Source organism: Mesorhizobium sp. RCAM 05099, assembly GCF_059683685.1.
Map to the genome: position 1 here is coordinate 187,273 of NZ_CM185035.1, position 25,873 is coordinate 213,145.

General features: G+C 62.7%; 27 protein-coding genes and 1 tRNA gene. 14 read left to right on the plus strand and 14 right to left on the minus strand.

The window, feature by feature from the left end:
* Positions 1-81: 81 nt before the first annotated feature.
* The 6 genes from ggt to AC56QQ_RS00855 all read right to left on the minus strand — a co-directional run bounded on the left by ggt (position 82) and on the right by AC56QQ_RS00855 (position 5,252).
* On the minus strand, positions 82-1,668 hold the full coding sequence (ggt, locus tag AC56QQ_RS00830) for a gamma-glutamyltransferase (protein WP_497125185.1): 1,587 nt from the start codon (positions 1,666-1,668) through the stop codon (positions 82-84).
* Positions 1,669-1,798: 130 nt separating this feature from the next.
* The gene (locus AC56QQ_RS00835) at positions 1,799-2,491 is read right to left on the minus strand and encodes an ABC transporter permease (protein WP_023777791.1); all 693 of its coding nucleotides are present in this window, start codon (positions 2,489-2,491) and stop codon (positions 1,799-1,801) included.
* A complete protein-coding gene (locus AC56QQ_RS00840; RefSeq protein WP_091575745.1) occupies positions 2,488-3,201 on the minus strand; it encodes an ABC transporter permease in 714 nt (237 codons plus the stop codon). The genes AC56QQ_RS00835 and AC56QQ_RS00840 overlap by 4 nt, the downstream gene beginning before the upstream one ends.
* 74 nt (positions 3,202-3,275) lie before the next feature.
* Positions 3,276-4,127, minus strand: a complete 852-nt coding sequence (locus AC56QQ_RS00845) for a transporter substrate-binding domain-containing protein (protein WP_497125187.1) — start codon at positions 4,125-4,127, stop codon at positions 3,276-3,278.
* Between the two features lie 90 nt (positions 4,128-4,217).
* A complete protein-coding gene (locus tag AC56QQ_RS00850) occupies positions 4,218-4,889 on the minus strand; it encodes a GntR family transcriptional regulator (RefSeq protein ID WP_497125188.1) in 672 nt (223 codons plus the stop codon).
* A 174-nt stretch (positions 4,890-5,063) separates the two neighbouring features.
* Positions 5,064-5,252: a hypothetical protein gene (locus AC56QQ_RS00855; protein ID WP_497125189.1), complete on the minus strand. Its 189-nt coding sequence runs from the start codon at positions 5,250-5,252 to the stop codon at positions 5,064-5,066.
* Positions 5,253-5,373: 121 nt separating this feature from the next.
* Between AC56QQ_RS00855 and AC56QQ_RS00860 the strand changes: the two genes are divergently transcribed.
* The gene (locus tag AC56QQ_RS00860; protein WP_497125190.1) at positions 5,374-6,165 is read left to right on the plus strand and encodes a hypothetical protein; all 792 of its coding nucleotides are present in this window, start codon (positions 5,374-5,376) and stop codon (positions 6,163-6,165) included.
* Between the two features lie 195 nt (positions 6,166-6,360).
* Here the strand turns inward: AC56QQ_RS00860 and AC56QQ_RS00865 are convergent, their stop codons facing one another.
* Positions 6,361-6,909 carry a YybH family protein gene (locus AC56QQ_RS00865; protein WP_489858976.1) on the minus strand — a complete coding sequence of 183 codons (549 nt, stop codon included), beginning with the start codon at positions 6,907-6,909 and terminating at the stop codon, positions 6,361-6,363.
* A 104-nt stretch (positions 6,910-7,013) separates the two neighbouring features.
* On the opposite strand from AC56QQ_RS00865, the gene AC56QQ_RS00870 reads away from it, so the two are divergent.
* Both AC56QQ_RS00870 and AC56QQ_RS00875 read left to right on the plus strand, forming a co-directional pair.
* A complete protein-coding gene (locus AC56QQ_RS00870) occupies positions 7,014-7,988 on the plus strand; it encodes a LysR family transcriptional regulator (RefSeq protein ID WP_497125191.1) in 975 nt (324 codons plus the stop codon).
* Positions 7,989-8,293: 305 nt separating this feature from the next.
* Complete coding sequence (locus tag AC56QQ_RS00875; protein ID WP_489858974.1) at positions 8,294-9,493, plus strand: M14 family metallopeptidase; 1,200 nt, start codon at positions 8,294-8,296, stop codon at positions 9,491-9,493.
* Between the two features lie 168 nt (positions 9,494-9,661).
* Here the strand turns inward: AC56QQ_RS00875 and AC56QQ_RS00880 are convergent.
* A tRNA-Arg gene (locus AC56QQ_RS00880) sits at positions 9,662-9,738 on the minus strand.
* Between the two features lie 233 nt (positions 9,739-9,971).
* Positions 9,972-11,459, minus strand: coding sequence for an ATP-binding protein (locus AC56QQ_RS00885; protein ID WP_497125193.1), 1,488 nt, complete (start codon positions 11,457-11,459; stop codon positions 9,972-9,974).
* Positions 11,460-11,737: 278 nt separating this feature from the next.
* On the opposite strand from AC56QQ_RS00885, the gene rpmH reads away from it, so the two are divergent.
* The 6 genes from rpmH (at position 11,738) to yihA (ending at position 16,518) form a co-directional block, all read left to right on the plus strand.
* Positions 11,738-11,872 carry a 50S ribosomal protein L34 gene (gene rpmH / locus AC56QQ_RS00890; protein ID WP_008833937.1) on the plus strand — a complete coding sequence of 45 codons (135 nt, stop codon included), beginning with the start codon at positions 11,738-11,740 and terminating at the stop codon, positions 11,870-11,872.
* 16 nt (positions 11,873-11,888) lie between these two features.
* Positions 11,889-12,242, plus strand: coding sequence for a ribonuclease P protein component (gene rnpA / locus AC56QQ_RS00895; protein WP_091575737.1), 354 nt, complete (start codon positions 11,889-11,891; stop codon positions 12,240-12,242).
* A gap of 14 nt (positions 12,243-12,256) precedes the next feature.
* Positions 12,257-14,068: a membrane protein insertase YidC gene (yidC, locus tag AC56QQ_RS00900; RefSeq protein WP_497100428.1), complete on the plus strand. Its 1,812-nt coding sequence runs from the start codon at positions 12,257-12,259 to the stop codon at positions 14,066-14,068.
* Between the two features lie 170 nt (positions 14,069-14,238).
* On the plus strand, positions 14,239-14,799 hold the full coding sequence (locus AC56QQ_RS00905; protein WP_497125194.1) for a fasciclin domain-containing protein: 561 nt from the start codon (positions 14,239-14,241) through the stop codon (positions 14,797-14,799).
* Between the two features lie 424 nt (positions 14,800-15,223).
* Positions 15,224-15,862, plus strand: coding sequence for a CatB-related O-acetyltransferase (locus AC56QQ_RS00910; RefSeq protein WP_497125195.1), 639 nt, complete (start codon positions 15,224-15,226; stop codon positions 15,860-15,862).
* 74 nt (positions 15,863-15,936) lie between these two features.
* The gene (gene yihA / locus AC56QQ_RS00915; RefSeq protein WP_489863577.1) at positions 15,937-16,518 is read left to right on the plus strand and encodes a ribosome biogenesis GTP-binding protein YihA/YsxC; all 582 of its coding nucleotides are present in this window, start codon (positions 15,937-15,939) and stop codon (positions 16,516-16,518) included.
* A 9-nt stretch (positions 16,519-16,527) separates the two neighbouring features.
* Here yihA and AC56QQ_RS00920 read toward each other — a convergent pair whose 3' ends face one another.
* Positions 16,528-17,262: a TetR/AcrR family transcriptional regulator gene (locus AC56QQ_RS00920; RefSeq protein ID WP_497125196.1), complete on the minus strand. Its 735-nt coding sequence runs from the start codon at positions 17,260-17,262 to the stop codon at positions 16,528-16,530.
* 128 nt (positions 17,263-17,390) lie between these two features.
* On the opposite strand from AC56QQ_RS00920, the gene AC56QQ_RS00925 reads away from it, so the two are divergent.
* Entirely contained in the window at positions 17,391-18,572 is a 1,182-nt protein-coding gene (locus tag AC56QQ_RS00925; protein ID WP_497125198.1) for an HlyD family secretion protein, read from the plus strand.
* A gap of 22 nt (positions 18,573-18,594) precedes the next feature.
* Positions 18,595-20,190: a DHA2 family efflux MFS transporter permease subunit gene (locus AC56QQ_RS00930; protein WP_497125199.1), complete on the plus strand. Its 1,596-nt coding sequence runs from the start codon at positions 18,595-18,597 to the stop codon at positions 20,188-20,190.
* 118 nt (positions 20,191-20,308) lie between these two features.
* Here AC56QQ_RS00930 and msrB read toward each other — a convergent pair whose 3' ends face one another.
* From msrB to AC56QQ_RS00950, 4 genes are all read right to left on the minus strand, one after another.
* The gene (gene msrB, locus AC56QQ_RS00935; protein WP_489858966.1) at positions 20,309-20,812 is read right to left on the minus strand and encodes a peptide-methionine (R)-S-oxide reductase MsrB; all 504 of its coding nucleotides are present in this window, start codon (positions 20,810-20,812) and stop codon (positions 20,309-20,311) included.
* A 213-nt stretch (positions 20,813-21,025) separates the two neighbouring features.
* Entirely contained in the window at positions 21,026-21,583 is a 558-nt protein-coding gene (locus AC56QQ_RS00940; protein ID WP_497125200.1) for a fasciclin domain-containing protein, read from the minus strand.
* 214 nt (positions 21,584-21,797) lie between these two features.
* Complete coding sequence (locus AC56QQ_RS00945) at positions 21,798-22,520, minus strand: anti-sigma factor (protein WP_497125201.1); 723 nt, start codon at positions 22,518-22,520, stop codon at positions 21,798-21,800.
* Complete coding sequence (locus AC56QQ_RS00950) at positions 22,517-23,056, minus strand: sigma-70 family RNA polymerase sigma factor (RefSeq protein ID WP_091575726.1); 540 nt, start codon at positions 23,054-23,056, stop codon at positions 22,517-22,519. The genes AC56QQ_RS00945 and AC56QQ_RS00950 overlap by 4 nt, the downstream gene beginning before the upstream one ends.
* Positions 23,057-23,206: 150 nt before the next feature.
* On the opposite strand from AC56QQ_RS00950, the gene AC56QQ_RS00955 reads away from it, so the two are divergent.
* From AC56QQ_RS00955 to argB, 3 genes are all read left to right on the plus strand, one after another.
* Positions 23,207-23,773, plus strand: a complete 567-nt coding sequence (locus AC56QQ_RS00955) for an amidase family protein (RefSeq protein WP_497125203.1) — start codon at positions 23,207-23,209, stop codon at positions 23,771-23,773.
* On the plus strand, positions 23,704-24,705 hold the full coding sequence (locus tag AC56QQ_RS00960) for an amidase (protein ID WP_497125204.1): 1,002 nt from the start codon (positions 23,704-23,706) through the stop codon (positions 24,703-24,705). The genes AC56QQ_RS00955 and AC56QQ_RS00960 overlap by 70 nt, the downstream gene beginning before the upstream one ends.
* Before the next feature lie 162 nt (positions 24,706-24,867).
* Positions 24,868-25,761, plus strand: a complete 894-nt coding sequence (gene argB / locus AC56QQ_RS00965; protein ID WP_497125206.1) for an acetylglutamate kinase — start codon at positions 24,868-24,870, stop codon at positions 25,759-25,761.
* Positions 25,762-25,873 lie beyond the last annotated feature (112 nt).

The following is a 25,873-nucleotide window of genomic DNA, read 5'->3' on the forward strand; positions in this document are numbered from 1 at the left end:
CGACTGGATTTCGAACTATTGGCGGGAGCGCCGTGGGCGGGCTTGCCTCGATATGGATACGCCATTGGACAACGGATCGCCTCAGTAGCCAAGCGCCATCCCGTCCTTGCGCGGATCGGAGGCGCCGGTCAGCGTCCCCTTCTCCCAGTCGATCAGCACCGCCTGTCCGCCGCCGAGCGGGTGATTCGGTTCGGCTACGCGATGGCCGCGCTGGCGCAGGCCCTCGATCGCCTCGGCGGGAACGCTGCGTTCGGCCTCCACGATATCATCATTGTAGAACACTCTCGGCGCGTCCAGCGCCTGTTGCGGGTCCATGCCGAAGTCGAGCATGTTGGTCAGCAGATGGACGTGCCCAAACGGCTGGTAGCCGCCGCCCATGACGCCGAACGGCATCACCGCGCGGCCGTTCTTGGTCGCCATGCCAGGCATGATCGTGTGCATCGGCCGCTTGCCGGGCGCGATTGCGTTCGGGTGCGCCGGGTCGAGGCGGAAGCTCGAGCCGCGATTCTGCAGCACGACGCCGGTCTTCGGGCTGACCACGCCGCTGCCGAACGAATAATAGGTCGAGTTGATGAAGGAGACCGCATTGCGGTCGCGATCGACGATGGAGATATAGACCGTGTCGCTGCCCGGCAGGTCCACGCGCGGCAGATGCGTCATGGCGCGTTCACGGTCGATCTCGGCGCGCAGCCGGTCGGCATAGGCGCTGGACAGGAGCTGCTTCACCGGCACCGGGACATGGTCCTGGTCCGCAACGAAGCGGTCGCGGTCGCGATAGGCCAGACGCCCGGCCTCGATCTCCAGATGCAGGCGTTCGGCGCCATTGGGGTCGAGCCCGCCAAGCTCGAGCCCCGACAGCACATTCAGCATCAATAGTGCCGTCAGTCCCTGGTTGTTCGGAGGCATCTGATGAATCTCATGGCCGCCATAGGAGACGCTGACCGGTGCCACATAGTCGCCCCTGGTCACCGCGAAATCCTCGCGCGAATGAAGTCCGCCCAGTTCGTTGAGCCGGCTGACGATATCGTCGGCGACGGCGCCTTCGTAAAAACCGGCGCGCCCCTGTTTGGCGATTATCCGCAAGGTGGCGGCGAGTTCCGGCTGGCGGTGGACATCGCCGGCCTTGGGTGCCTTGCCGCCCGGCAGGAAGATGCGCGCGGCGTGCTCGTCGGCCGAAAGGTCTGTCTCCGGCTCGGCCCAGTCGAAGGCGACGCGGTCATGCACGACATAGCCGTTCTCGGCGTAATGGATGGCCGGCGCCAGCGCATCGGCAAGGCCCTTGCGGCCATGGTCCTCCAGCAGGCGGCACCAGGCGTCGACGGCGCCCGGCACGGTGACCGCGTGCGGTCCCTGCAGAGGGATACAGTCGAAGCCTTTTTCCAGATACCAGTCGACCGTCGCCTTGGCAGGGGCGCGGCCCGAACCGTTGAAGGCCAGCACGTTGCCTTGCCCCTTCGGACAATAGAGCACGAAGCAGTCGCCGCCGATGCCGGTCGACTGTGGTTCGACAACGGCCTGCACGGCGGCGGCGCAGACGGCGGCGTCCATGGCATTGCCGCCGGCGCGCAGCATCTCGATCGCGGCAAGGGTTGCAAGCGGGTGCGATGTCGCGGCAACCGCTTCCGTGGCACGAACCGGCGAGCGGCCGGGAAACTGGAAATCACGCATTCTGTCTTTGTATCCCTTGGTCTGATGGATGCGACGTTGCCGCCATGGCGTAACACGACACGGCAATGGATCGCTTCGGCTTCTCGACACTGCGCATTTTGCCAATTCTCCTCGTTACGCCAGACGCGTATCAGGCTCGGACCCGATAAGGCGTTAGCCAGGTTTCCAGCGCGTTCAGTGCCGAGATGATCGTGAAATTGATGGTGAGATAGATCGCGCCCGCGGCCACGAAAACCTCTACGGCGCGATAGGTCTGCGAAATAAGCCCCTGGGCGATGCCCGTCACTTCCATCAGGGTGACGATCGATGCAAGCGACGTACCCTTTACCATAAGGATGATCTCGTTGCTGTAGCTCGGTATGGCTTGGCGCAGCGCCAAAGGCAGAACGACGAGGCGCAGGGTCTGGAGCCGTGTCATGCCGAAGGCAGAGGCCGCCTCGACAAGGCCGCGCGGCACACCCTGTATCGCACCCCGCAGGATTTCGCTGCCATAGGCCGCGGTATTGAGACTGAGCGCGATGATGGCGCACCAATAGGGCTCGCGAAACAGCCACCAGAGCCCAACTGCCTGAAGTGTGGGGCGGAACTGGCCGAGGCCGTAATAGATGAGGAATATCTGGACGAGCAATGGCGTGCCGCGAAAGACGGCAACGAAGGAGCGTATGGGCCAGACCAGCATCCGATGGTTTCCCTGCTGCGCCAGTGCGAGCAACAGGGCCAAGGCAAAGCCTATTCCGATCGACAACCCCGCAAGTTGCAAGGTTAACGGCAAGCCGGAGAGAAGGGTGGGAATGATCTCTACAAAGAAGGCGAAGTCGATCATGCGTGGACCATGCCACGCCACGCCCGTGCCTCGCCGTAGCGGAAGACCGATCCGGTCACGGCAGCGATGAGGAAATACAGCGTCGCGGCTGCTATATAGAAGACGAAGGGCTCCCGCATCGATCCCGCGCCGATCTGAGATTGCCGCATCAATTCCACCAAGCCGATCACGGAGATCAAGGCCGAATCCTTGAGCACAAGCTGCCAGACATTTCCGAGGCCCGGCAGGGCGTGCCGCATCAGTTGAGGCACGATGACGAGACGCAGCGATTGGAACCGGGACAGGCCGAGCGCCTTGCTAGCCTCAAACTGGCCGAGATCGACGGCGAGATACGCTCCGCGATAGACCTCGGCTTGATAGGCGCCCGAAATGATGCCGATCGCCAGGACGCCAGTCGCAAATGTCGGCAGCCCGACGAAGCCTGCGCTGCCGAAGAATTTACCGATCTCAGTCAATGCTATGCTGCCGCCGTAATAAAGCAGGTAGATCGTCAACAGATCGGGCACACCCCTGAACACCGTGCCATAGCCCTTGGCGACCCATGACGGTAAAGCTCTCGTGGAGAGCCGGCCTCCTGCTGCAACCGCACCGAAGAGAGCGCCGAGCAGGAAGCCGAGGACTGACAGCGCAAATGTCACTCCAGCTGCCAGCAGCAGGGCTCCGCCCCAGCCGCCCTTGCCCACGGAAAGGATATGGAGTGTGTCCGTCATGTGAAACCTGATCGTTCAGCGCGGCACCCGGCCGATCGGTTGATACCAATCGGCCAGACAGAATACACACGTGGCTACTTGACCGGCGTCACGTCCGTTTTCACCCATTTTTCCGAGATGCGTTTAATGGTCCCGTCGGCAATGGCGGCGCTGATCGCGTCGTTCAGCATTTCCTTGAGCTTGGTGTCTTCCTTCCTGAGTCCCGCACCCGTTCCGGCGCCGAACAAGCCGCCGACAAAGCCCGGACCTGCAACCGTGAAGCCCGAGAATTCGGGTTTTGCGAGCGTCGCGGCGAGCGCTGTCTTCTGAGCGAATATTGCATCGATGCGGCCCGCGGCCAGATCGAGATCGTGCTGCTCGGTCGTCTTGTACTCACGAATCTCCACCGTGTCGCCGAAGTATTTCTTGAGGAATTCGAGCATGGCCGTGGCCGCCTGGACACCGACCACCTTGCCCTTCAGCAGGGGCTTCAACTTGTCGACCGCGGCCTTGGAAGCAGCCTCATCGTCCAGTTTGAATTTCTCGGTCGAAGGGCCGAGCTTCCCCAGATCGCTATCCTTGGCGGCTGCGAACCCGCCCGGGTCGATCGCATAAGGCTGGGTGAAGTCGATGGTCTCGAGGCGTTTCGGCGTGATGAACATGCTGGCCATGATCACATCGAACTTGCCGACCTTCAGCGAAGGAATAAGTCCGTCCCAGTCCTGAGCGATGATGGTGCATTTGACCTTCATCCGCTCGCAAAGATTGTTGGCGAGTTCGATCTCCAGTCCGTCGAGCTTGCCGTCTGCGTTGGTGAAGTTCCACGGAGCGTAGGCGCCCTCCGTGGCGATGGTTATGGCCTTGGGCGCGTCCTCGGCCAATGCGGTGTGCATGAAGCCGAGCATGCTGAGTGCGGCCGCAACTGCGGCCAAACGGCAAACTTTCATGTGGTTCCCCTTTTTTGATAGGCTGATAGATTTGTTCCTACGTCCGGCCGCATTGCCGGTTCGAGGCCATTCTTGTCCGGCCGGCGTTCGTCACCGGCTCGGACTCACGAACTCGGCCAGCATCGGTGCTGTGCTGAGAATGTGATCCTGCATCACCTTTTCCGCGTGAAGTTCGTCGCCTGAACGCAAGGCCGCGATCACGGCGGCATGCTCCTCGCGCGCAGAATGCGGCTTGTCACAGTCGTCGAACCAGATGCGCATGTAGGGCTCTATCACCACATGCAGCGCCGATATCTGGTGGATAAGCTTGGGCCTACGGCTTAGCGCACAGATACGGCCATGGAATTCCTGGTGGCGGACCACCCAGTCGCTGCTGCCGCTCTGGCCCGCGCGTTCCATGCGCTGGAGCAGGCGATCGAGTTCCTCGAACTCCTCCTCGTCGATCCGGGGCATCGCCAGCCTTACGGCCAGTCCCTCCAGAACCGAGCGAATTTCGAAAATCTCGTAAAGCTCATCGACCGTCAGGCCTGCGACCACGCATCCACGATTGGGCCGCAGAACCACCAGCCCGTCGGAGGCCAGGCGCCGAAAGGCTTCCCGCACCGGCATGCGACTCATGCCGATCTCGGCGGCAATCTCCTCCGGAATAAGCCTGTCGCCCGGTTTGTAGCGGCCGAGGCGAAGGGCTCTATGAACGTGCCTGTACGCCTCTTCCTCAGCAGTGGCGGACATCTGTGGCTCTGCCGGAAAGGCTGCTGGCATGGGGCACCTGAAAGTATTTTTGTATCCACGTATTATCAAATCCGCATTTTATTTCATCGTCAATACCCCGGCGACGACGTTCAGAAGCCGATACCGGTGCAGTGCACCACCGGCACGATCTATTTCGGGCCGGGCGAGTCTTTGGGATGGTGCCGCCCGATGCCTGGCAGGCCTTCAGCCCTTGCGCAGCCGAAGGCTGTTGCCGCCGTCGGCAACCGGCAGGGCGCCATCGACAAGGCTGGCGCCTTCCGATACCGGGAAGCCGGCCTTCTCCACTTCGGCAACCGGGAAGACGGCCTTCTCCACTTCGGCAAACGAGCGGCCATCCCTGGCTGGCTCATGCCTCGATTGTGCCGGCGACAATGGTCTTTCACGTGTCAGGCGACAACCGCGCGAGATCGACCGCGACATTGCGGCCTATGGCTTTTCGGATGATGATGGGGGGAAAGTTGACGCCGATTCCAGGCGCCCCTATAGACCGCCGATGGGCTTGGACAGTTTCGGTTACGTTGCGTTCGGCAAGGACGAATTGTACGCGCGCGGAGCGCTCTTCAGCGCACTTCGGCTGCTGCACTACCGCCCGAGCGCAAATATCAAGGTCTTGACCGACAGGCCTTCGATTTTTGATGGATACCCAATCGAAGCGATTGAACTTACCGCCAAGAAGAAAACCGAGATGTCATTTGGCGACCGATACATTTTCGGGATCAAGGCCGCCGGCATCATTCAGCTGTTGCAGCGCTGCGACCGCCTCTTCTTCATGGATACGGACATGTACCCGGTCGGTGACATTTCGAGCTGTTTCAGCCGGATTTCTCCGTCGCATTCCATCATGAGAAAATCCGAAGGAACGCCAAAGGCACCCTATCGCGCGATCGCGGACAAGGGGTTTTTGCTGGGCGACTATAAGCTCACGGGAAACGAACCGATGTGGAACAGCGGCGTCCTGGGTGTCCACAATTCCAATCTTCCCGCTTTGACCGACGCTTATCATGCCCTCGAACAGATGATTGGTGTCGTGAAGGCGCACACCACGGAACAATTCTGCATCGGCGTGGCGCTTTCCCGACATGGGCGGACAATCAGCCGCCACCGGCTACCCATCCGCAATTACAACACCAGGGGAAGGAAGCTTTTTGCCCGCAGGCGGCTGGAGGCTTTCTTCGCGGGCAATGGCCACCTCGGCGTAAGCCAGCAAATCGAGCAGGCGGCCAGATACCGGCTTTGGCGCGCCCCGATCGATCTGTGGAAGCAGCGGGACATATGGCACTTCTAGATTGGCCCGCGGGGGCGCATTGTTTTGCCCCCCGCCAATCTCGTCGGCGACGGAACCCGCCTCTGACTTGCCGCATGCCTTCAGGAGTTGAACGGCGCCCCAGCGTGGATGAAACCGGGAACCATGTCTCCGCTGGAGCGCCCTCAAATAGCTGCCGAGCGCGCATGAAAGGGCGGATCGAGATACGCGACAGCGCTACGATACATCGCCCCGACCGAGCGCCGCCGCCTGTTCCAGGCTGACGCCTTTGGCAAGGGGGTCGGCATGCCGATGTGCCAGCCGCCACTCGGAGCCTTGGCGGCGATAGACCAGGGTGACGCGCAGCGCCCAGTTCTGGGCCGGCAGGCCGCCGACCTCGACGTGGACCCGTTCGATGGTTACGAGGACGATCATGTCCGCCGTCCCGTAGGCCTGCACAACCTCCTGCGCGAAGGTGCCGTTCCTGAAGAACCGCCCCATCGCCTGCCATCGTTCGCGCGTCATGTCCGACTCGCGCGTGGGCGTTCCGCCGAATGGAGACATCAGCGTGAAGTCGTCCGTACGAGGGGTCAACGCGCGGTAGCTGTCGATATCGCCAAGCATCAGCGCTGAGTTCGCCTCGACGGATTGCCCGACGAGATCAGCGATCTGCCTGTCGATGACGGAACCCGTATCGGCGAGGGCCGAACCATTCGTCGCTTCGGCGATCTCCAGCGATGAGAGGTCTGCCGTGGCAGCAAGGACTGAATGCCTTGAGTTATGCATGCGGAATACTCCTAACCTATGGATGCGAAGCCGCTGGTGCCGCTTCGCCAGGTGGGAAGATCCAACTTCAATCATCATGAATACAGTGATATGATTTCAGCAATATGCTGAATCAAATTGATCTGTCGCGTGCCGACCTCAATCTGCTGGTCCTCTTCGAGGCCGTGCTGGAGGAGCGCCACGTCGGCCGGGCAGCGGCGCGGCTGAACCTTTCTGCGTCCGCCGTCAGCCACGGCCTCGGCAGGCTGAGGCAGTTGCTCAACGATCCGCTTTTCCTGAGGACACCGAAGGGCGTCGTTCCGACCGCGCGCGGCATGGAACTCGCAGAACCGGTCGCCGACATTCTCACCCGGATCAGGAGCGTCGTCTCGACCGCGGAACCGTTCAATCCGGCCACGTCCACGCGTCGGTTCACGATTGGGGCGCCAGACGGCATCTCCGCCGTGATCCTTCCCCAGTTTCTCGCGGCGATGCAGCGGGCAGGGCCCGGCATTGATATCAGCGTCCGTCAGATCCTGCCTACGCCCGCCCGCATCTGGGGGTCTGCCATGGTCGACCTGGAGGCGCGCGCAATGGATATCGCCATTATCCCGACCGACGATGTTCCGGCGCGTTTTGCCGAGCGGATCCTCTATGACGAGGATTTCGTCATCGCGATGCGCAAAGGGCATCCGTTTGGAGCCGAGCCCACGCTGGAACGATTCTGCACCATGCAGCATCTGGTGGTCTCGCTCACCGGGGATGCCCATGGCTTCGTCGATAAGTTTCTGGCCAAGCAGGGCTATTCGCGGCGGATCGCACTGACGGTTCCCAATTTCATGTTGGCGCTCGCGGTGATTGCCGAAACCAATCTGATTTCCGCATTGCCGAGAAAATTCGTCGCCATGCACGGCCGGCGCTTTGGAGTTGTGAGCACGGAGGCGCCGCTCCCGCTGGATCGTTTTCGGGTTCGCGCGATCGCGCCCAGGGTCGCCATGATGGATTCGGGCCTGGCCTGGCTCTTCAATGCACTTGCATGGGCAAAGCCTGTTGCAGGCAAAAGGCCGAAGCACTCCCCCGCGCAAAACCAGCGATCGTAAAGGAACGAGCTTTTGGCCACAAAAATGCACTTGCGGCGCCGCAGAAGATTTGGCGCGCCGGAGAGGGTGAAACTGAGAACTCCTATGTAATTGTTGTCGCTGTCGATTTCCAAGCGGGAGGTCTGCTTGCGTCATCTCTGGACCTTGCCGAGCGACGCTACGCAAGCCCCGACATAGCTCCGCGGAAATCTTGCAACTTCGCGAGGTTAGGAACATGGTTGTGGCGTAAGCCGGGCGGGATTTTTGTGACCTATGGGCATGCCGTTGTTCCAACGCAGCTTTTCAAATCACAAAGGACCACAATCATGTCGGACACTCTTAAAGAAGGCCTCGATCGCCGCGATTTCATAATCGCCTCCATCGCCACGGTTGGCGCGTCGGCTGCCCTCGCCGTCAGCGCTGGTGCTGCGAATGCCCAGGACAAAGCGGCTGCGTCCGCCGCCGCGGCATCTGGACAGGGAACGGTCTATACGGGCGATGTGATCCAGGGGAAGAAGGTCGTCAGCGCGCTCGACGTTAACGACCTCGAGCCCGGGCAGAAGCATCTCTTGTATTTTCAGGGCGTGGAGATGCCCACCGGACAGCACTGGTATGTATCCGTGACGGTCGCCAAGGGGGCGAAGCCGGGCAAGCGCGCCGTCCTGGTCAGTGGCGTGCATGGCGACGAGATGAGTTCCATCCATACCGTCCAGACCGTGATGAACCAGCTCGATCCGGCGCAGATGTCGGGTACGGTGATCGCGGTCACGGACGTGGCCCGCCCGGCCTTGGAAGGCATGCAGCGCAGATGGCCCAATTCGGGCAGGGGCAATGATCTGACCGACATGAACAGGGAATGGCCCGGGAACGAGAACGGCGTCACCGCGGCCAGCCGACACGCCGGGCTCCTGTTCAATCGGCTGCTCCGGCCGAACGCCGACTTCGCGATCGACTTCCATACCGGGACAACCGGTTTCGATGTCACCGCATTCAATATTGCCAGCATGGACGTGCCCGAGATCAAGGCGATGGTGGAACTTTACCCTGTCGGCCAGATCTTCGATAATCATACATATCCCGGTGTCCTCCATAACGCGTTTATCGACGCCGGCGTCCCATCCTTCTGTGCGGAGATCGGCGCTGCGCGCGTTCTGGACCTCGAGATGATCTCCCAGTTCGTGGAAGGCACGATGAACGTTCTCAAGCATCACGGCATCCTGGCCGGCCCAATGGGACGCACAGGCAAGGACTTGGATGTCTTTACCGGCACCAGCGCGTTCCCGATCCTGGCAAGCGCGGGTGGGCTGGTCGAGTATCTGGTCAAGCTCAACGACAAGGTCGAAGCCGGACAGAAGGTGGCAATCCAGCGCGACAGCTTCGGCGAAGTGGTTGCGGAGTATACAAGCGGCGTGGCTGGAGAGATGACGGGCAAGCGCAGCGACGCAATGTCCGAGCCTGGCAACCCCTTGGTATTCATCCTTTTCCATAAGGCGCCGCCGGAAGGCCGTGAGGTTTATCCCGAGTAATTCACCGTATGAGCGGTCTTTGCTTGTCTAAGCAGTCCAGCGTTTGCGACGGACGGGCACGCCGAAGGGCCTGGCGTCCATCAGCCACCTCATGGCCGAGAGGCGTGAGCGTTCTCGTCGGGTCGAAAGCGCAGGTCCGTGCCCATTTCTGGTGGAATGGTGGTGAGATGGCGCGCCCGAAGAGATTCGAACTCCTGACCCCCAGATTCGTAGTCTGGTGCTCTATCCAGCTGAGCTACGGGCGCGCAACAGGCCATGCTTTCCATGACCCACGATCCGATCCTGAGGACCGACCGCGAATGTGAGCTGTTCCCTAGCGACTGAATTTCCGAAAAGCAAGCCGATCCGGCAAAAGTTTTGTCGCAGGCATGTCAGCGCGTGATGACAGTCCGGGTTCCGGCGCTTCGAAACAGCTCGAAGTCAGGCAGGGCAGCGGTCCTGGGGGCAGGCAATCGGGGCGAAGACAGCGCCCGAACCGTCATGCCGGCCGGCGCAGGCCATTGCGGGCCTGATCGAGCCGCACCGGCTGGTCGGGAATGGTGACCGCGAATGTCGTGCGGCCGCCAATGCTCTCGACCAGTTCCACCGTGCCGCCATGCGCCCTGATCAGCTCGTGCGCGATCGCCAGGCCAAGGCCGGTGCCGCCGCTGCGCGCCGAGCCGCGAAAGGCCGCGAACAGGTTCTCGCGCGCCTTTGGCGGCAGGCCGGGGCCGGTGTCGGTGACGGCGATGCGGCTGACACTGCCCAGGCGTACGGCCGACACGGCCAGGCGGCGCACGATGGCGCTCTCCGTATCCGCCGCCATCGCCTGCACGGCGTTGCGGCAAAGGTTGGTCAGCACCCTGAACAACTGGTCGGAATCGGCGTCCACCTCGAAGGCCAGATCGACGGCGTTGACGAACTCGATGCCGCCTTCCGTGTCGAGCAGGCCATGGACGTCCTCCACCAGTTGATGCAGCCGCAGCCTGCGGCGCGCCGGCGGCGGCTCCTGGGTGCGACCATATGCCAGCACGCCTTCGGAATAGGACACGGCGCGATCGAGCGCGCGCAGCAGTTTCGGCGCGAAGGCCTGCACGGTCGGGTCCTTGACCTGGCGCAGGCGGTCCGACATCAGCTGCGCCGACGCCAGGATGTTGCGCATGTCATGGTTGATCTTCGAGACCGCGAGGCCAAGGTCGGCAAGGTGCTTCTGCTCGGCCAGCATCTTCTGCAGCCGTTCCTGCATCTGCGACAGTTCGCGCTCGGCAACGCCGATCTCGTCGGCGCGGGCGGCGGGGTGGATGATGCGTCCGGGATCGTCGGGAGCTTCGGAGAAGGACAGCATCGACCGTGTCATCGTCCGGATCGGCCCGATCATGATCAGGTCGATGGCGGCATAGACCAGCATTGCGGTGAACAGCGAGATCAGCAGCGACACGAAGGCGACGTTGCGTGAGTAGATGAGCATGGCGTTGCGCAGGGAGTAGTCCGGCATGATCAGCTCGAACTCCTTGTCGCTGTCACCGACCGGCCCGAAGACGCGCAGCATCCGGTTGCCGCCAAAAAACAGCGTGTCGAGCGCGCCGGTCATGCCCTTGATCATGCCGATGTTGGCGATATCGATGTGCTCGTCGACCTGCGGAGGCATCTCGGCCACAACCAGAAGGCGCGAGACGCCGCCGTCGCGCACCGCGATCGCCTTGGCGCCGATCGCCATCAGCACGTCGTTCTGGGCCGCGCGCGACAGCGAGGTGGGCTCACCTTGCACCAGCACGATCGACACCGCCGCGGCCGTGCTCAGCCGCTCCTTGAGCCAGCTCAGCCGGTAGCTGGCGATCCAGGGCAGGAAGATGAGCACCTCGGCCAGAAGCACGAAGACGATGGTCAAGAGCAGCAGCTTTGTCGACAGGCCGCGCGACAGCGGCACCGTGCGCAGGTCGCTGGCCGCCGCGCTGATCCTTTCCTCCGCTTGTGTGATTTCGTTCATCCGGCTCTGTCTTCACGATCACTTGATCAGCCAAGATTAGGCGATTACGGCTTTTTTGCCAATTTCATCCTTCGGCGGAAACATAAACGGCGCCGAGGCATGGCCGTATTCGGCCCGCCGACGCCGGATTGACTCCCAAACCCCTTCTTTCTATAAGCCCGCTCACGCTCGGGCCATTCGTCCCGGCGCGGTTTCGATCGCGCCAAAACCGGCCCGGCAAAGCTCCTGTTACAGCGTGACAGAATCAAGAAGGGCCGCACCCCGCGGTATTAAAACAAATGAAGCGTACCTACCAACCGTCCAAACTCGTCCGCAAACGTCGGCACGGCTTCCGTGCCCGCATGGCCACCAAGGGTGGTCGCGGCGTCGTCGCAGCTCGCCGCAATCGTGGCCGCAAGCGGCTCAGCGCCTGAACGGAAGACGAGATCGTTGCCCGCAACCGGCAAGCCAGTGGGACCCAATCCCAAGCGGCTTCTGAAGCGCGCGGAATTCCTGGCTGTCCGTCGTGGTGAAAAGCGACGCGGGCGGCTGTTTCTCGTTGAAGTTCTCGACCGCGGCGACGGCCTGTCGCCGCGCGTCGGCTATACCGTCACCAAGAAGGTCGGCAATGCGGTTGTCCGCAACCGTGTCCGGCGGCGGCTGCGAGAGGCCGTCCGTACGCATGCGGCAAGTGACATGGCGCCTGGCAATGACTATGTCATCGTCGGGCGCGAAGACGTGCTTACCATTCCGTTCGGCCAGTTGAAGGCCGAACTCTCCCGCCGACTGCGCGGAACACGATAGGCCAAGGGCTTTCGATGGAAAACAACCGGAACTTCTTCATCACCATCGCGCTGTCGGTGCTGATTCTGGCGGTGTGGCAATATTTTTACGTGTTGCCACGCAGCGAAGCACAGCGCGAGGCGGCCCGCATCGAGCAGCAGCGCGTCGAAGAGCAGAAGAAGGCCGCCGGGGGGACCAATCCTGGCGACACCGCGACACCGGTGGCGCCAGGCGCCATTCCCAACGCTCCGGGCACCGACGCCGTGACGCCGGCCGGCCGTGAACAGGCCTTGGCGACCAGCAAGCGCGTCAAGATCGACACACCGAGCCTCGAAGGTTCGATCAACCTGACCGGCGCGCGTCTCGACGACCTCAGGCTCAAGCACTACACCGAGACGGTCGACAAGAACTCGCCCGAGATCAGCCTGCTCAACCCGGCGGTGCTGCCCAATGGCTATTATGCCGAGATCGGCTTTGTCGGCAACGACAAGACCGGCGCGGTGCCGGGTCCGGAGACCGTGTGGTCCGTCGATGGCAACGCGACGCTGACGCCGACAACACCGGTCACGCTGACCTATTCGAACGACAAGGGCCTGACCTTCAAGCGCACCTTTTCCGTCGATGCCAACTACATGTTCACGGTTTCCGATACGGTGCAGAATTCGGGCGCGGCTGCCGTCTCGTTGTCCAACTACGGCCGCGTTACCCGTTTCGACAAGCCGGCCGTCGCCAGCACCTACGTGCTGCATGAAGGCCTGATTGGCTTCACCGGTGCGGAAGGCCTGCAGGAACACAAATACGCGTCCATCGAAAAGGACAAGCAGGCCACCCCAGGCAAGTCGACCGACGGCTGGCTCGGCATCACCGACAAATACTGGGCGGTGACCCTGGTGCCTTCCGAAAAGCAGCCGTTCCAGCCGCGCTTCGCCTTTTTCGAGGACGGCCGCCATCGCTATCAGTCCGACTTCCTGACCGACCCGATCACCGTCGATGCAGGCCAATCGGCGACTGTGGAAAGCGAAATTTTCGCCGGCGCCAAGGAAGTCGCCAAGATCAACGCGTATGCGGAAGACCGCCACATCAAGCGGTTCGACCTCTTGATCGACTGGGGCTGGTTCCACTTCATCACCAAGCCGATGTTCTGGCTGATCGACACGCTCTACAAATTCTTCGGCAATTTCGGCCTGGCGATCCTGGCCACCACCGTCATCGTCAAGGCCATCTTCTTCCCGCTCGCCAACAAGTCCTACGCGTCGATGGCGAACATGAAGAAGGTGCAGCCCAAGATGCTCGAGATCCGCGAGAAATACGCGGACGACAAGATGAAGCAGCAGCAGGCGATGATGGAGCTGTACAAGACCGAGAAGATCAACCCGCTGGCCGGCTGCTGGCCGGTGGCGTTGCAGATCCCGGTCTTCTTCTCGCTCTACAAGGTGCTCTACATCACCATCGAGATGCGGCACGCGCCCTTCTTCGGCTGGATCCAGGATCTGGCGGCACCCGATCCGACGTCGATCTTCAATCTGTTCGGCCTCGTTCCGGTCACCTTGCCGCACATGCTGATGATCGGCGTCTGGCCGCTGATCATGGGCGTCACCATGTTCCTGCAGATGCGCATGAACCCGACGCCGCCGGACCCGACGCAGGCCGCGATCTTCACCTGGATGCCGGTCATCTTCACCTTCATGATGGCGGGTTTCCCGGCCGGCCTCGTCATCTACTGGGCCTGGAACAACACGCTGTCGATCCTCCAGCAAGGCGTGATCATGAAGCGCCAGGGCGCCAAGATCGAGCTGTGGGACAATCTGGTCGCACTGTTCCGAAAGAAACCGTCGCCAGCCGAATAGCCGCCGCCTCTCTTGTGAAAAGCCCCGGCTCGTCGGGGCTTTTGCATTTGGGCAAGCATCGGTTCACGTTCCCGTGATCGGCGAAACTGCGAGCGGTCGCGGGGCGTGACTGCGTGTGCATTTCCAAAAGGCTGTCAATTCCGATCAGCCCTCACACGGAGGAAGAACACATGCGTTTGCCATCATTCAGGATCATCGCGCTTTCCGCACTCGTCGCCGGTGCGGCGATCGCCGCCCCGGCCTATGCCAAGAACCCGGTGGTTGGCGGCGCGCCGATGTATGCCACCAAGAACATCGTCGAGAACGCCGTGAACTCGAAGGACCACACGACCCTGGTCGCCGCCGTCAAGGCCGCCGGCCTGGTCGACACGTTGCAGGGCGCCGGTCCGTTCACCGTCTTCGCGCCCACCAACGAGGCGTTCGCGGCACTGCCCAAGGGCACCGTCGATACGCTGCTGAAGCCCGAGAACAAGGATCAGCTCACCAAGGTGCTGACCGCGCATGTCGTGGCTGGCAAGATCTCCGGCAAGGACATGATGACCAAGGCCAAGGCGATGGGCGGCAAGTATGAGATGAAGACCGTTTCCGGCGACACGCTGACCGCCGAGGTCAAGAACGGCAAGCTCTACGTCGTGGATGAGTCCGGTGGCGAGGCCAAGGTGACGATCGCCGACGTCAATCAGTCGAACGGCGTCATCCATGTCGTCAACAAGGTGCTGTTGCCGAAGTAGCGGCTTCCGGCAAAGGGGATCAAGGCAAGTCCGTTGGGGCTTTCTCGGCTTGCCCTCCCCGCCTCATGACGAGGCGCCATGTTTCTCGGGAAGCCGCATCGGCAAAGGCCGGGGTCCTGTAGTCCCTCACAGGGCCCCGGTTCCTTTGTCGTCCCGCGCATTGTCCGCTGTCATCGCTGTCGGGGATCCCGCCGCCTGGGTAGACGCCAGCTCCACGCATGCCTATAAGCTCGCTCTCGTTCGGGAGTGCTCCATCGATGAACAGGTAGGTTGATGCGTTCCGCAGGCCGTTGGTGCCGCCGAGCGGATCGCGCTATTTTGACCTGTGCGGCTTGAGCCCGAAATTCGCGCGTTGCGTTGCAGCCGATGCGAATTTCAATTTTCGCCGTACCGCCGGCCACATCATTCGACGGAGCCAGACCCCATGACCGGACCCAACCCCGACATCAAGCACCCGATCCCGATGCACACCCGGGTCGGATTCCTCAAGGGGCTGGTAAGCGCGCCGAACATCGAGATCGGTGACTTCACCTATTATGATGACCCGGACGGACCGGACAAGTTCGCTGAAAAATGCGTGCTGCATCACTACCCCTTCATCGGCGACAAGCTGATCATCGGCAGGTTCTGCGCCATCGCCGAAGGCGCGCGCTTCATCATGAACGGCGCCAACCATGCCATGTCCGGTTTTTCGACCTACCCGTTCAATATCTTCGGCCATGGCTGGGAAAAGGGTTTTGACTCCGTCACCTGGTCGAAGGAAGTGCGCGGCGACACAATCGTCGGCAACGATGTCTGGGTCGGCATGGAGGCGGTGATCCTGCCCGGCGTCGAGGTCGGCGATGGCGCCATCATCGCGGCGAAATCGGTGGTGACGCACGACGTGCCGCCCTATGCGATCGTCGCCGGCAACGCCGCCAAGGTAGTGAAGATGCGTTTCGACGACAGGACGATCCGGCGGTTGCTCGCGGTGGCATGGTGGGACTGGCCGGTGGACAAGATCAGCCGTAACCTCGATGCTATCAGAGGCGCCGATATCTCTCTTCTGGAGGCAGCAGCTTGAACGCCCTGAACAGCAGCACGATCGGAATCGACCTGTTTACGCGCGGGTGGATCTTCATCCGCGGCGTGCCGGCAATGAAGTTCCTGCCACCGGAAGGACCGCCGGAAATCGCCTTTGCCGGCCGCTCGAATGTCGGCAAATCGTCGCTGATCAACGCGCTGGTCAACCAGAAGGGGCTGGCACGCACATCCAACACACCGGGACGGACGCAGGAGCTCAACTATTTCGTGCCGGATGGTTTTTCGGGCGAGGGTACCGACCTGCCGCCCTTGGCGCTGGTCGACATGCCGGGCTATGGCTACGCCACCGCGCCGAAGGAGAAGGTCGACGAGTGGACCAAGCTGGTCTTCGACTATCTCAAGGGCCGCGTCACGCTGAAGCGCGTCTATGTGCTGATCGACGCCCGCCACGGCATCAAGGCCAAGGACGACGAGGTGCTGTCGCTGCTCGACAAGGCGGCGGTGTCCTACCAGATCGTGCTGACCAAGACCGACAAGATCAAGGCCGCCGGCGTGCCGCGGCTGATCGAGGAGACGCTGGCCAAGATCAAGAAGCGGCCGGCGGCGTTTCCGTTCGTTCTGGCGACGTCGTCGGAAAAGGCCGAGGGCCTCGAGGAATTGCAGGCCGCGATCGTGCTCGCGGCCAATGGCGGCTAAGCCCCCAAGTCAGGCTTTTGCCTCCAGGGCAATCATCTGGTGGCTTTCTTCCTCGGCAAGCCTTTCGGTGCCGTAAGCCTTCAGGAACATGCCGACGCCCGATCTGACGATGTGGTCGATTTCATCCTGGCTCGGCGCCTTGGTGCGGTAGGCGAAGATGCACTGGCGGAACAGGCCGGCCAGGCACAGTTCGGTGAATTGATAGGCGGCAAGATCGACATCGTCGATCTTGAGCAGGCCGCGTTCGATGGCGGCGTTGAGAAACGCCGCGACCTTGTCATGACCGCGTTTGGGGCCGCGTTCGTAAAAACGGGCGCCCATGTCGGGTATCCTGTCGGATGCGCCGATCACCGTGCGTTGCGCCTGGATGACCTTGGCCGAGGTGATCTTCATGGACAGCACCTTGCCGAACTTCACCAGCGTCTGGCGCAGATCGTCGGCGCGGTCGAGCATGTCGTACATGTTCTTGAATATGGTGCCGCGCTCTTCCTCGATCAGCGCCTCGAACAGCTCTTCCTTGTTGGCGAAGTAGACATAGATGGTGCCTTTGGAGACGCCGGCTTCGCGGGTGATGTCGTTCATCGAAGCGGCCTCGAAGCCCTTTTCGATGAAGACACGGCGGGCGCCTTCGATGATCTGGTTGCGCTTGACCGGGTCCTGCCCGGCCGCCGGGCGGCCACGGCGGATGGTGTCCAGAAGACCGCTGCAGTTGTCGGTTTCGGCGTCGGGCGTTGTCTCGGCCATCAAAGTCACACCTCGAAAATAATTCGAACCAACCGGTTCGATTGCCTCTTGATATGGTCCTCTTTCCGCGCTATGTCAACGCCCGGATCGAACCGAACGGTTCAGTATTGTTATTTTAGAGAGATGTCATGTCCTCGAATGCACCCACCACCGCCGAAGTCCGTCCCTTCCCCAACGCCAAGGTTGCCCCGGCGACGGAAGCGCCAAGCGCACCGGTCGAGCCCGTAACCACGGCTCCGGTGGAAACGCCGGCCAAAAAGAAGCGTTCCGTTCGCTCTTTCCTGCTGCCGATCATCGGCGTTGCCCTGCTGAGCGCCGGCGCCTGGTACGGCTACAACTACTGGACCACGGGCCGCTTCATGATCTCGACGGACGATGCCTATGTCCAGGCCGACATGGCGTTCATCTCGCCAAAGATTTCCGGCTATGTCGATCAGATCAAGGTAAGCGAGAACCAAAAGGTCAAGGCTGGCGACCCGTTGCTCGTCGTCGATGACGGCGACTACAGAATAGCCGTCGCCCAGGCCGAGGCGCAGATCGCCACCTTGAGCAAGACGCTCGACCGCATCGACGCCCAGACCGAAGCGGCGCGGGCCTCGCTGCAGCAGGCGCAGGCGCAGAAGACAGCCGACCAGGCCGCCGCCGACAATGCGGCGAAGGTCGCCGCGCGCGCCTCGCAACTGCTCAAGACGCATGTCGGCACGCAGGCGCAGCTGGATGATGCCCAGACGGCGGTCCAGCAAGCCAATGCCGCGCTTGTCGGCGCCGACGCGCAGATCGCCGCGGCGCAGGCCAATATCGGCGTGCTGCAGGCGCAGCGAGCCGAATCGGCAAGCACGCTGGCATCGCTGCAGCTCGGCCGGGACAAGGCGGTGCGGGACCTTTCCTTCACCGTGCTCAAGGCGCCTTATGACGGCGTCGTCGGCAACCGTTCGGTCGAGCAGGGCGACCTCGTCAGCCCCGGCCAAAAGCTCGCCGTCATCGTGCCGATGGACAAGCTCTACATCGTCGCCAATTTCAAGGAGACCCAGCTTGCCCGGCTGGTTCCCGGCGAGAAGGTCAAGATCTCGGTCGATGCGACCGACGGCCAGGATTTCGAGGGAACCGTCTCGTCGCTGGCGCCGGCTTCGGGTGCTGTGTTCTCGCTGCTGCCGCCCGAAAACGCCACCGGCAACTTCACCAAGGTCGTGCAGCGCGTTCCGGTCCGCATCGACGTGCCGGCAGACGTGCTGAAGAGCGGCAGGCTGCGCGCCGGCTTGAGCGTCGTCGTCGCCGTCGACAGCCGCACCGCGCCAACCGCGTCGAACTGATCGGACGCCGGGGAGCAATGCCATGGCAACCGCAACCCTGACCGCAGGATCGCTGCCGGCGAGGCCGGCCGTGCCTGATACCATTTCCACGCGCCGCGTCATCGCCTTCCTGGCGATGGTGTTCGGCATGTTCATGGCGATCCTGGACATCCAGATCGTCTCGGCCTCGCTGTCCGAGATCCAGGCCGGCCTGAGCGCCAGCTCCGACGATATCCCTTGGGTGCAGACGGCCTATCTGATCGCCGAGGTGGTCATGATCCCGCTGTCGGGCTTCCTCAGCCGGATGCTGTCGACGCGCGTGCTGTTCACGGCCGCGGCGGCGGGCTTCACCGCCGCCAGTGCGCTGGCGGCGACCGCCACCAACATCGACCAGATGATCGTCTACCGCGCCGTCCAGGGCTTCATCGGCGGCGGCATGATCCCGAGCGTCTTTGCCGCGGCCTTCACCATCTTTCCGCCCTCGCGCCGCGCCATCGTTTCGCCGATGATCGGCCTGGTGGCGACGCTGGCGCCGACCATTGGCCCGACCGTTGGCGGCTATATCAGCCATGCCATGTCCTGGCACTGGCTGTTCCTGGTCAATGTCGTGCCCGGCATCCTGGTGACGACGGCGGCCTGGTCGCTGATCGATTTCGACAAGCCCAATCTCAAGCTGTTCAGCAAGTTCGACTGGTGGGGCCTCGCCGGCATGGCTGCCTTCCTCGGCTGCATGGAGTATGTGCTCGAGGAAGGCCCGAACAATGACTGGCTGCAGGATCAGGCAGTGCTCATCTGTGCCGTCATCATGACCGTCGGCGCGGTGCTGTTCTTCTGGCGCGCCTTCACCGCCGAGGAGCCGATCGTCGACCTGAAGGCGTTCAGCAATATCAACTTCGCTTTCGGCTCGCTGTTTTCGTTCGTCATCGGCGTTGGCCTCTATGGCCTGACCTATCTCTACCCGGTGTTCCTCGGTCGCATCCGCGGCTACGATTCGATGATGATCGGCGAGGCGCTGTTCGTCAGCGGCCTGGCCATGTTCTTCACCGCGCCCATCTCCGGCATCCTGTCGAGCAAGATGGACCTGCGGCTGATGATGATGATCGGCTTCTTCGGCTTCGCCACCGGCACCTGGTGGATGACGCATCTGACCGCCGACTGGGACTTCTATGAGTTGCTCATTCCGCAGATCCTGCGCGGCTGTTCGATGATGCTGTGCATGGTGCCGATCAACAACATCGCGCTCGGCACTTTGCCGCCCGAGCGGCTGAAGAACGCTTCGGGCCTGTTCAATCTCACCCGCAACCTCGGCGGCGCCGTCGGCCTTGCCATCATCAACACCGTGCTGATCGATCGCAATGCCTTCCACTACGCAAGGCTCTCCGAGCACGTGCAGTGGGGCAGTGCGGCCGCGCAGACCAAGCTGCAGACCATGACGCTCAACTTCGAGCAGACCGCCGGTCTGGACGCCACGAGTGCTGCGATCTCCAAGCTGTCGGGCATGGTCCAGCAGCAGGCGGCGCTGCTGTCCTTCATGGACGTGTTCTATCTGCTGACGTTGCTGTTCGCGACGCTCGGCCTGTTCACCATGCTGATCAAAAAGCCGGCTCCGGCCGGCGGCGGAGGCGGTGGCGGCCACTGATACCGAACGTGGACAGAAATTTCGGGAAGCTCCTCCAGTCCACGCCCGAAAATGCCTGACCACGCAAAAAACTCCGGGCCACAAAGCCCGGAGTTTTTTGTTTCGCGGTTGAATCTCGTCAGGCCGTAGCGGGCTTGAAGGTCAGTGCCACGCCGTTGATGCAGTGACGCAGGCCGGTCGGCGCCGGGCCATCGTCGAAGACGTGGCCGAGATGGCCGCCGCAACGGCGGCAGTGCACCTCGGTGCGGGTCATGCCGAGCGACCTGTCTTCGGTCTTGCCGATGGCATTGGCGATCTCTTGCCAGAAGCTCGGCCAGCCGGTGCCGGAATCGAACTTCGTCTCGGACGGATAGACCGGCAGGTCGCAGCCGGCACAGGCGAAAATGCCCTTGCGGTGTTCGTTGAGCAGCGGGCTGGTGCCGGGATATTCCGTGCCTTCCTTGCGCAGCACGTCAAAGGCGGCCGGCGACAGGATGGCTTTCCACTCGGCCTCGGTCTTGGTGACCTCGAACTTTTCGGCGGCCTGCGCGGCCTGCGGATTGCCCATGCGCAGCACGGTGGCCGCGGCCCCGACGACGCCGATCGCGGCGACACCGCTCAAAAGAAAGTCGCGACGGTTCATGACCAGGTTCCTCCTGTTGTCTCTTTGCCAAACTATACCGCCGCGCGGAAATCAAAAGCCGGTGACGATGGCTCCCTCGCACGAACACTCCGCGCCGTTCCACATCTGAACGTGGACGGCACGGAGTGCGCGGGTCGGTTGCGGATCACGGGAGCGAGACCATGCAATCGACGAAGAGCCCATGCCGCAATTTCGCTCGCGGCAAGCCCCTTGTTACATCTTCGGCAAAAGAACCTTGTCGATGACGTGGATGACGCCGTTGGACTGCTCGACATCGGCGATCGTCACATTGGCGACATTGCCGTTCTCGTCGGTCACGGTGACCTTGCCGCCATCCGCCTTGAGCGACAGTTCGCAGCCGCCAGCCGTCTTGACCTTGTGGGTGCCGCCATCAGCCTTGGCCATCGCGGCCACATCCGCCCCCATCGCCTTGGCGCCGATGACATGGCAGGTCAGGATCTTGGTCAGCTTGTCCTTGTTCTCGGGCTTCAGCAACGTCTCGACCGTGCCGGCCGGAAGGGCTGCAAAGGCCTCGTTGGTCGGCGCGAACACGGTGAACGGACCGGCGCCCTGCAGCGTCTCGACCAGGCCGGCTGCCTTGACGGCGGCGACCAGCGTCGTGTGATCCTTCGAATTGACGGCATTCTCGACGATGTTCTTGCTGGCATACATGGCGGCGCCGCCAACCATCGGGTTTTCGGCGTAGGCCGCGGTGGCAAGCGCGGAAACAGCGATCGTACCGGCAAGCAAAAGGGTGGCGAATTTACGCATGATGTCTAACTCCTCGGGTTTTCTCTTCCCATTCTTGGGGACGCGAGGAGATACGGAGCACAAATGCATGAGTTTCAGAATATCGGTATTTTTTTGATTTTATTTGCCTGCGACGAGATTTCGGCGGGAAACGCTTTGCCGGCACACAAGCTTCCGACAGCGCGTGAAGAAGCAGATAGACTTTCAGTCTTCATTGTGATGTTGGTAGCGTGGGTCAGATGCTCTTCAGATCGCCCGCCGCGACCACCGGTCCGGTCGGCTGGCCGGTCGGCGAACCGCCTGCCGGCTCGAGGCTGACGGCGAGCACCGCGCCCTGGGCGAGCTTCTGCTGGGCGGCCGGCGAGACGACGATATGCGCCGTCGAGCCGACGGGGATGACGCCCATCGAGACAGGCGGGTTCTTGCCCTCGATCATCCACAGTTCGAAGTCCTTGCCGGCGGCGCGCTCACCGGAGACGTGCGACAGGTCGACCTCGTGATGCGCGGCATCATAGATGGCAAGATATTTGACATCGCTGCCATCGGCGGCCAGCGAGGCGACGAGGCGCGCCTGCGGCTGGACGACCGGCGGATTGAGGTAGGGCACGGCAATGTAGATCGCCAGCGCGGCGACCGCGGCTGCCGCGAGGCCACGCCAGAAGGCCAGACTGGACCACAGCCCAGCGCGCGCTTCAGCGGGCGCGGTCGCGGTTGACGCGAACAGCCGGCGATCGAGTGCGATCTTGACGGAAGCCGGCGGCTCGATTTCCGGGTATGCGGCGGCCATGGGCGAAAGGCGGACCTCCCAGCCGTCGACAAGCCGCGCGAAATCCGTGTCCGCGTCGATGCGTCGGGAAACGATCTGCCGCTCGTCCGCCGACAGCACGCCGAGAACGTATTCGGCGGCGAGCAGGTCGTCGCCTCCGCGTTCCGGTCCGTTGTCTTCCGCGAGCGTCATCTTTCCAGACATTCTCTGAGTTTCAGCAGGCTGCGGCGCAGCCAGGTACGCATGGTGTTCAACGGCACGCCATGGCGCTCCGCCAGTTCGGCATAGCTTTCGCCCTTGAGATAGGCGCCCCGGACCGCCGCTGCCCGGTCCTTTTCCAGCTCATCGAGACAATGATGGATGCGTTCGGATTCGCCGCCCGCCACCACCATCGCCTCCGGCCCCGGCGCCGGATCGGCCACGTCGAGCGCGGCATCGATATCGACGGCAGGCTTGCGCCGCGCTCTTATGCGATCGATCGCATGGTTGCGCGCGATCGCCACCAGCCAGGAGATCGGGCTCAGATCGGAGACGGCAAAACGGTCCGCCTTCATCCATATCTTGACGAAGACCTCCTGCAGCGCTTCTTCGGCATCTCCCCGGTCATTCAATACACGAAGGCAGACGCCGAAAAGTTTCGCGCTGGTCTGCCGGTAGAGCAGATCGAACGCGGCCCGATCCTTCATCGAAGTCCGGACGATCAGCTTGGTGATGTCCTGCGGCGTCATGCAGGCAAATTAGGGGATCGCACTGTATTTGCAACGGCGGAAATCGGCTTGTGCACGCCAAACCCTGCCGCGTTTGCCGCTGCGGTCGGTCCATCGATTGCCAACGGAATCACGACTGGCTAGCTTGCCGGTTGTGATGGGGGAGCGCGCATGTCGGTTGGGCATACATTGTGGGCGCAAGACGCAACCGGCCTTGCCGACCTGGTCCGCAAGGGCGAGATTTCGCCGATCGAACTGACCGAAGCGGCGATTGCACGCGCCGAAGCCACCCGTCCCGACATCAATGCCACGGCCGAGCCGCTATATGAGGCCGCACGGGCGCGGGCGAAGACCATCGACCGCTCGCTGCCGCTGGCCGGCGTTCCCTTCGCCATCAAGGACCTCGGCATCGCCATCAAGGGCGTACCGACACATGGCGGCAGCCGCATTCCGGCATGGCTGGCCGATGTCAATTCGGTGCTGACCGACCGCTATCTCGCCGCCGGGCTCGTTCCGATCGTCACCTCGACATCGCCGGAGCACGGGCTGCGGCTGATGACCGAATCCAAAGCCTTCGGCATCACCCGCAATCCGTGGAACACCGGTCACACCAGCGGCGGCTCGTCGGGCGGCGCGCGGCGGCGCTGGTCGCCGCCGGCGTCGTGCCGGTGGCGCATGCCGCGGATGGCGGCGGCTCGATCCGCGTGCCTTCCGCCTGCACTGGGCTTGTCGGCCTGAAGACGTCGCGCGGCCGTATACCGCTGACGCCATTGGTGAGCGAAAGCTGGTACGGCATGGTGGTCGACCATGCCGTCACCCGCTCGGTGCGCGATTCGGCGTTGTTGCTCGATCTCACCCACGGGCCCGACCCGTTGTCGCCCTATGCGGCGCCACCGCCGAAAGGCACATTCGCCGCCGCCGCCGCGCGCGATCCCGGCAAGCTCAAGCTGGCCGTGTACCGAAAATCGCCGCTCGACCTGCCGGTTTCTTTGGAGACGTTGAAGGCGCTGGACACGGCGGTGGCGCTTGCCCGCGAGGGCGGCCATGCGGTCGAGGAAATCGACCTGCCCTTCATCGGGCGCGATTTCATCTCCGACTTCTGCAGGACGGTTGCCTCGGCCGTCGCCGGCACGATGCGGGCCGAAGCGCTGCGCGTCGGCCGTTCGGTTGCCGGCGACATCGAACGCGCCACGCGGGTGCTCGGCCGATTGGGCGAAATGGTCTCGGCCGGCGAGACCTATGCCGGCCTGCAGCGGCTGCATGCCACCTCGCGACGCCTGATCGAGGAGACCGCGCGGTATGATGCCGTGCTGATGCCGATCATTGCCCACCCGCCGCTCGCCTGCGGCGCCATGGATCCGAAGGGCGCCGATGACCTCATCGAAAACCTGCTCGACAAGCTGCACCTCACGCCCTTGTTGAGGTTGAAGCCGTTGTTCGGCCAGCTGATGGACAAGAGCCTTTGGTTCACCCATTGGCCGGCGATCCAGAATGTCAGCGGCCAGCCGTCGATCGCGCTGCCCGTCCATGTCACCGACGCCGGCCTGCCGCTTGGCATCCAGGCGGCCGGCCGGCCGGGTGACGAGGAGACGCTGCTGTCGCTTGCCGCGCAGATGGAGAAGATCTCGGGTTGGCTGGGCCGCAGGGCGCCGCTGATGGTGCCATCATGATGACGACGTCGTGAGGCGCTCGAATATGACAGCAAAGCCATTTGCGGGCCGCCGCAATTCCCGCTAAGACGCCGCCGTTCTTTCCAAGTGCATGTCGCCCAAAAGTGCCTAGCGGTCTTGGGACAACGGCATGCATGAAACCAGAAGCCAGGAACCACGCCGATGACGGAGATAACCGCCACCGCCGAAATGCAGGCCGCCCTGCTTTCGCGGGCGCTGCCCTACATGCAGCGCTACGAGAACAAGACGGTCGTGGTGAAGTATGGCGGCCACGCCATGGGCGATATCGAACTCGGCAAGGCCTTCGCCCGCGACATCGCGCTGTTGAAGCAGTCCGGCGTCAATCCGATCGTCGTCCATGGCGGCGGTCCGCAGATCGGCGCCATGCTGGCCAAGATGGGCATCGAATCCAAGTTCGAAGGCGGCTTGCGCGTCACCGACCAGAAGACGGTGGAGATCGTCGAGATGGTGCTGGCCGGCTCGATCAACAAGGAGATCGTGGCGCTGATCAACGCCGAGGGCGAATGGGCGATCGGCCTGTGCGGCAAGGACGGCAACATGGTGTTCGCCGAAAAGGCGCGCAAGACGATGATCGATCCCGACTCCAACATCGAGCGCGTGCTCGATCTCGGCTTCGTCGGCGAACCGGTCGAGGTCGACCGCACTCTGCTCGACCTTCTGGCGCGCTCCGAAATGATCCCGGTGCTGGCGCCGGTGGCGCCGAGCCGCGACGGCCACACCTACAACATCAATGCCGACACCTTCGCCGGCGCCATTGCCGGCGCCTGCAAGGCCACGCGCCTGCTGTTCCTCACCGACGTGCCGGGCGTGCTCGACAAGAACAAGAAACTGATCGACGAACTGACCGTCGCCGAGGCCAAGGCGCTTATCAAGGACGGCACGGTGTCGGGCGGCATGATCCCCAAGGTCGAAACCTGCATCGAAGCGATCGAGCGCGGCGTCGAAGGCGTCGTCGTCCTCAACGGCAAGACGCCGCATGCGGTGCTGCTCGAACTGTTCACCGAACACGGCGCCGGCACGCTGATCGTTCCCTGAGGTGTATTGATATTCAGGTGATGCTGGCCTGCAAACGACGGCTTTTTCGGCTTCCGGTGCTCACGGACCCGAACGTCCGCTGCGCTCCGGTTCTCGAAAGCCACCGTTTTCG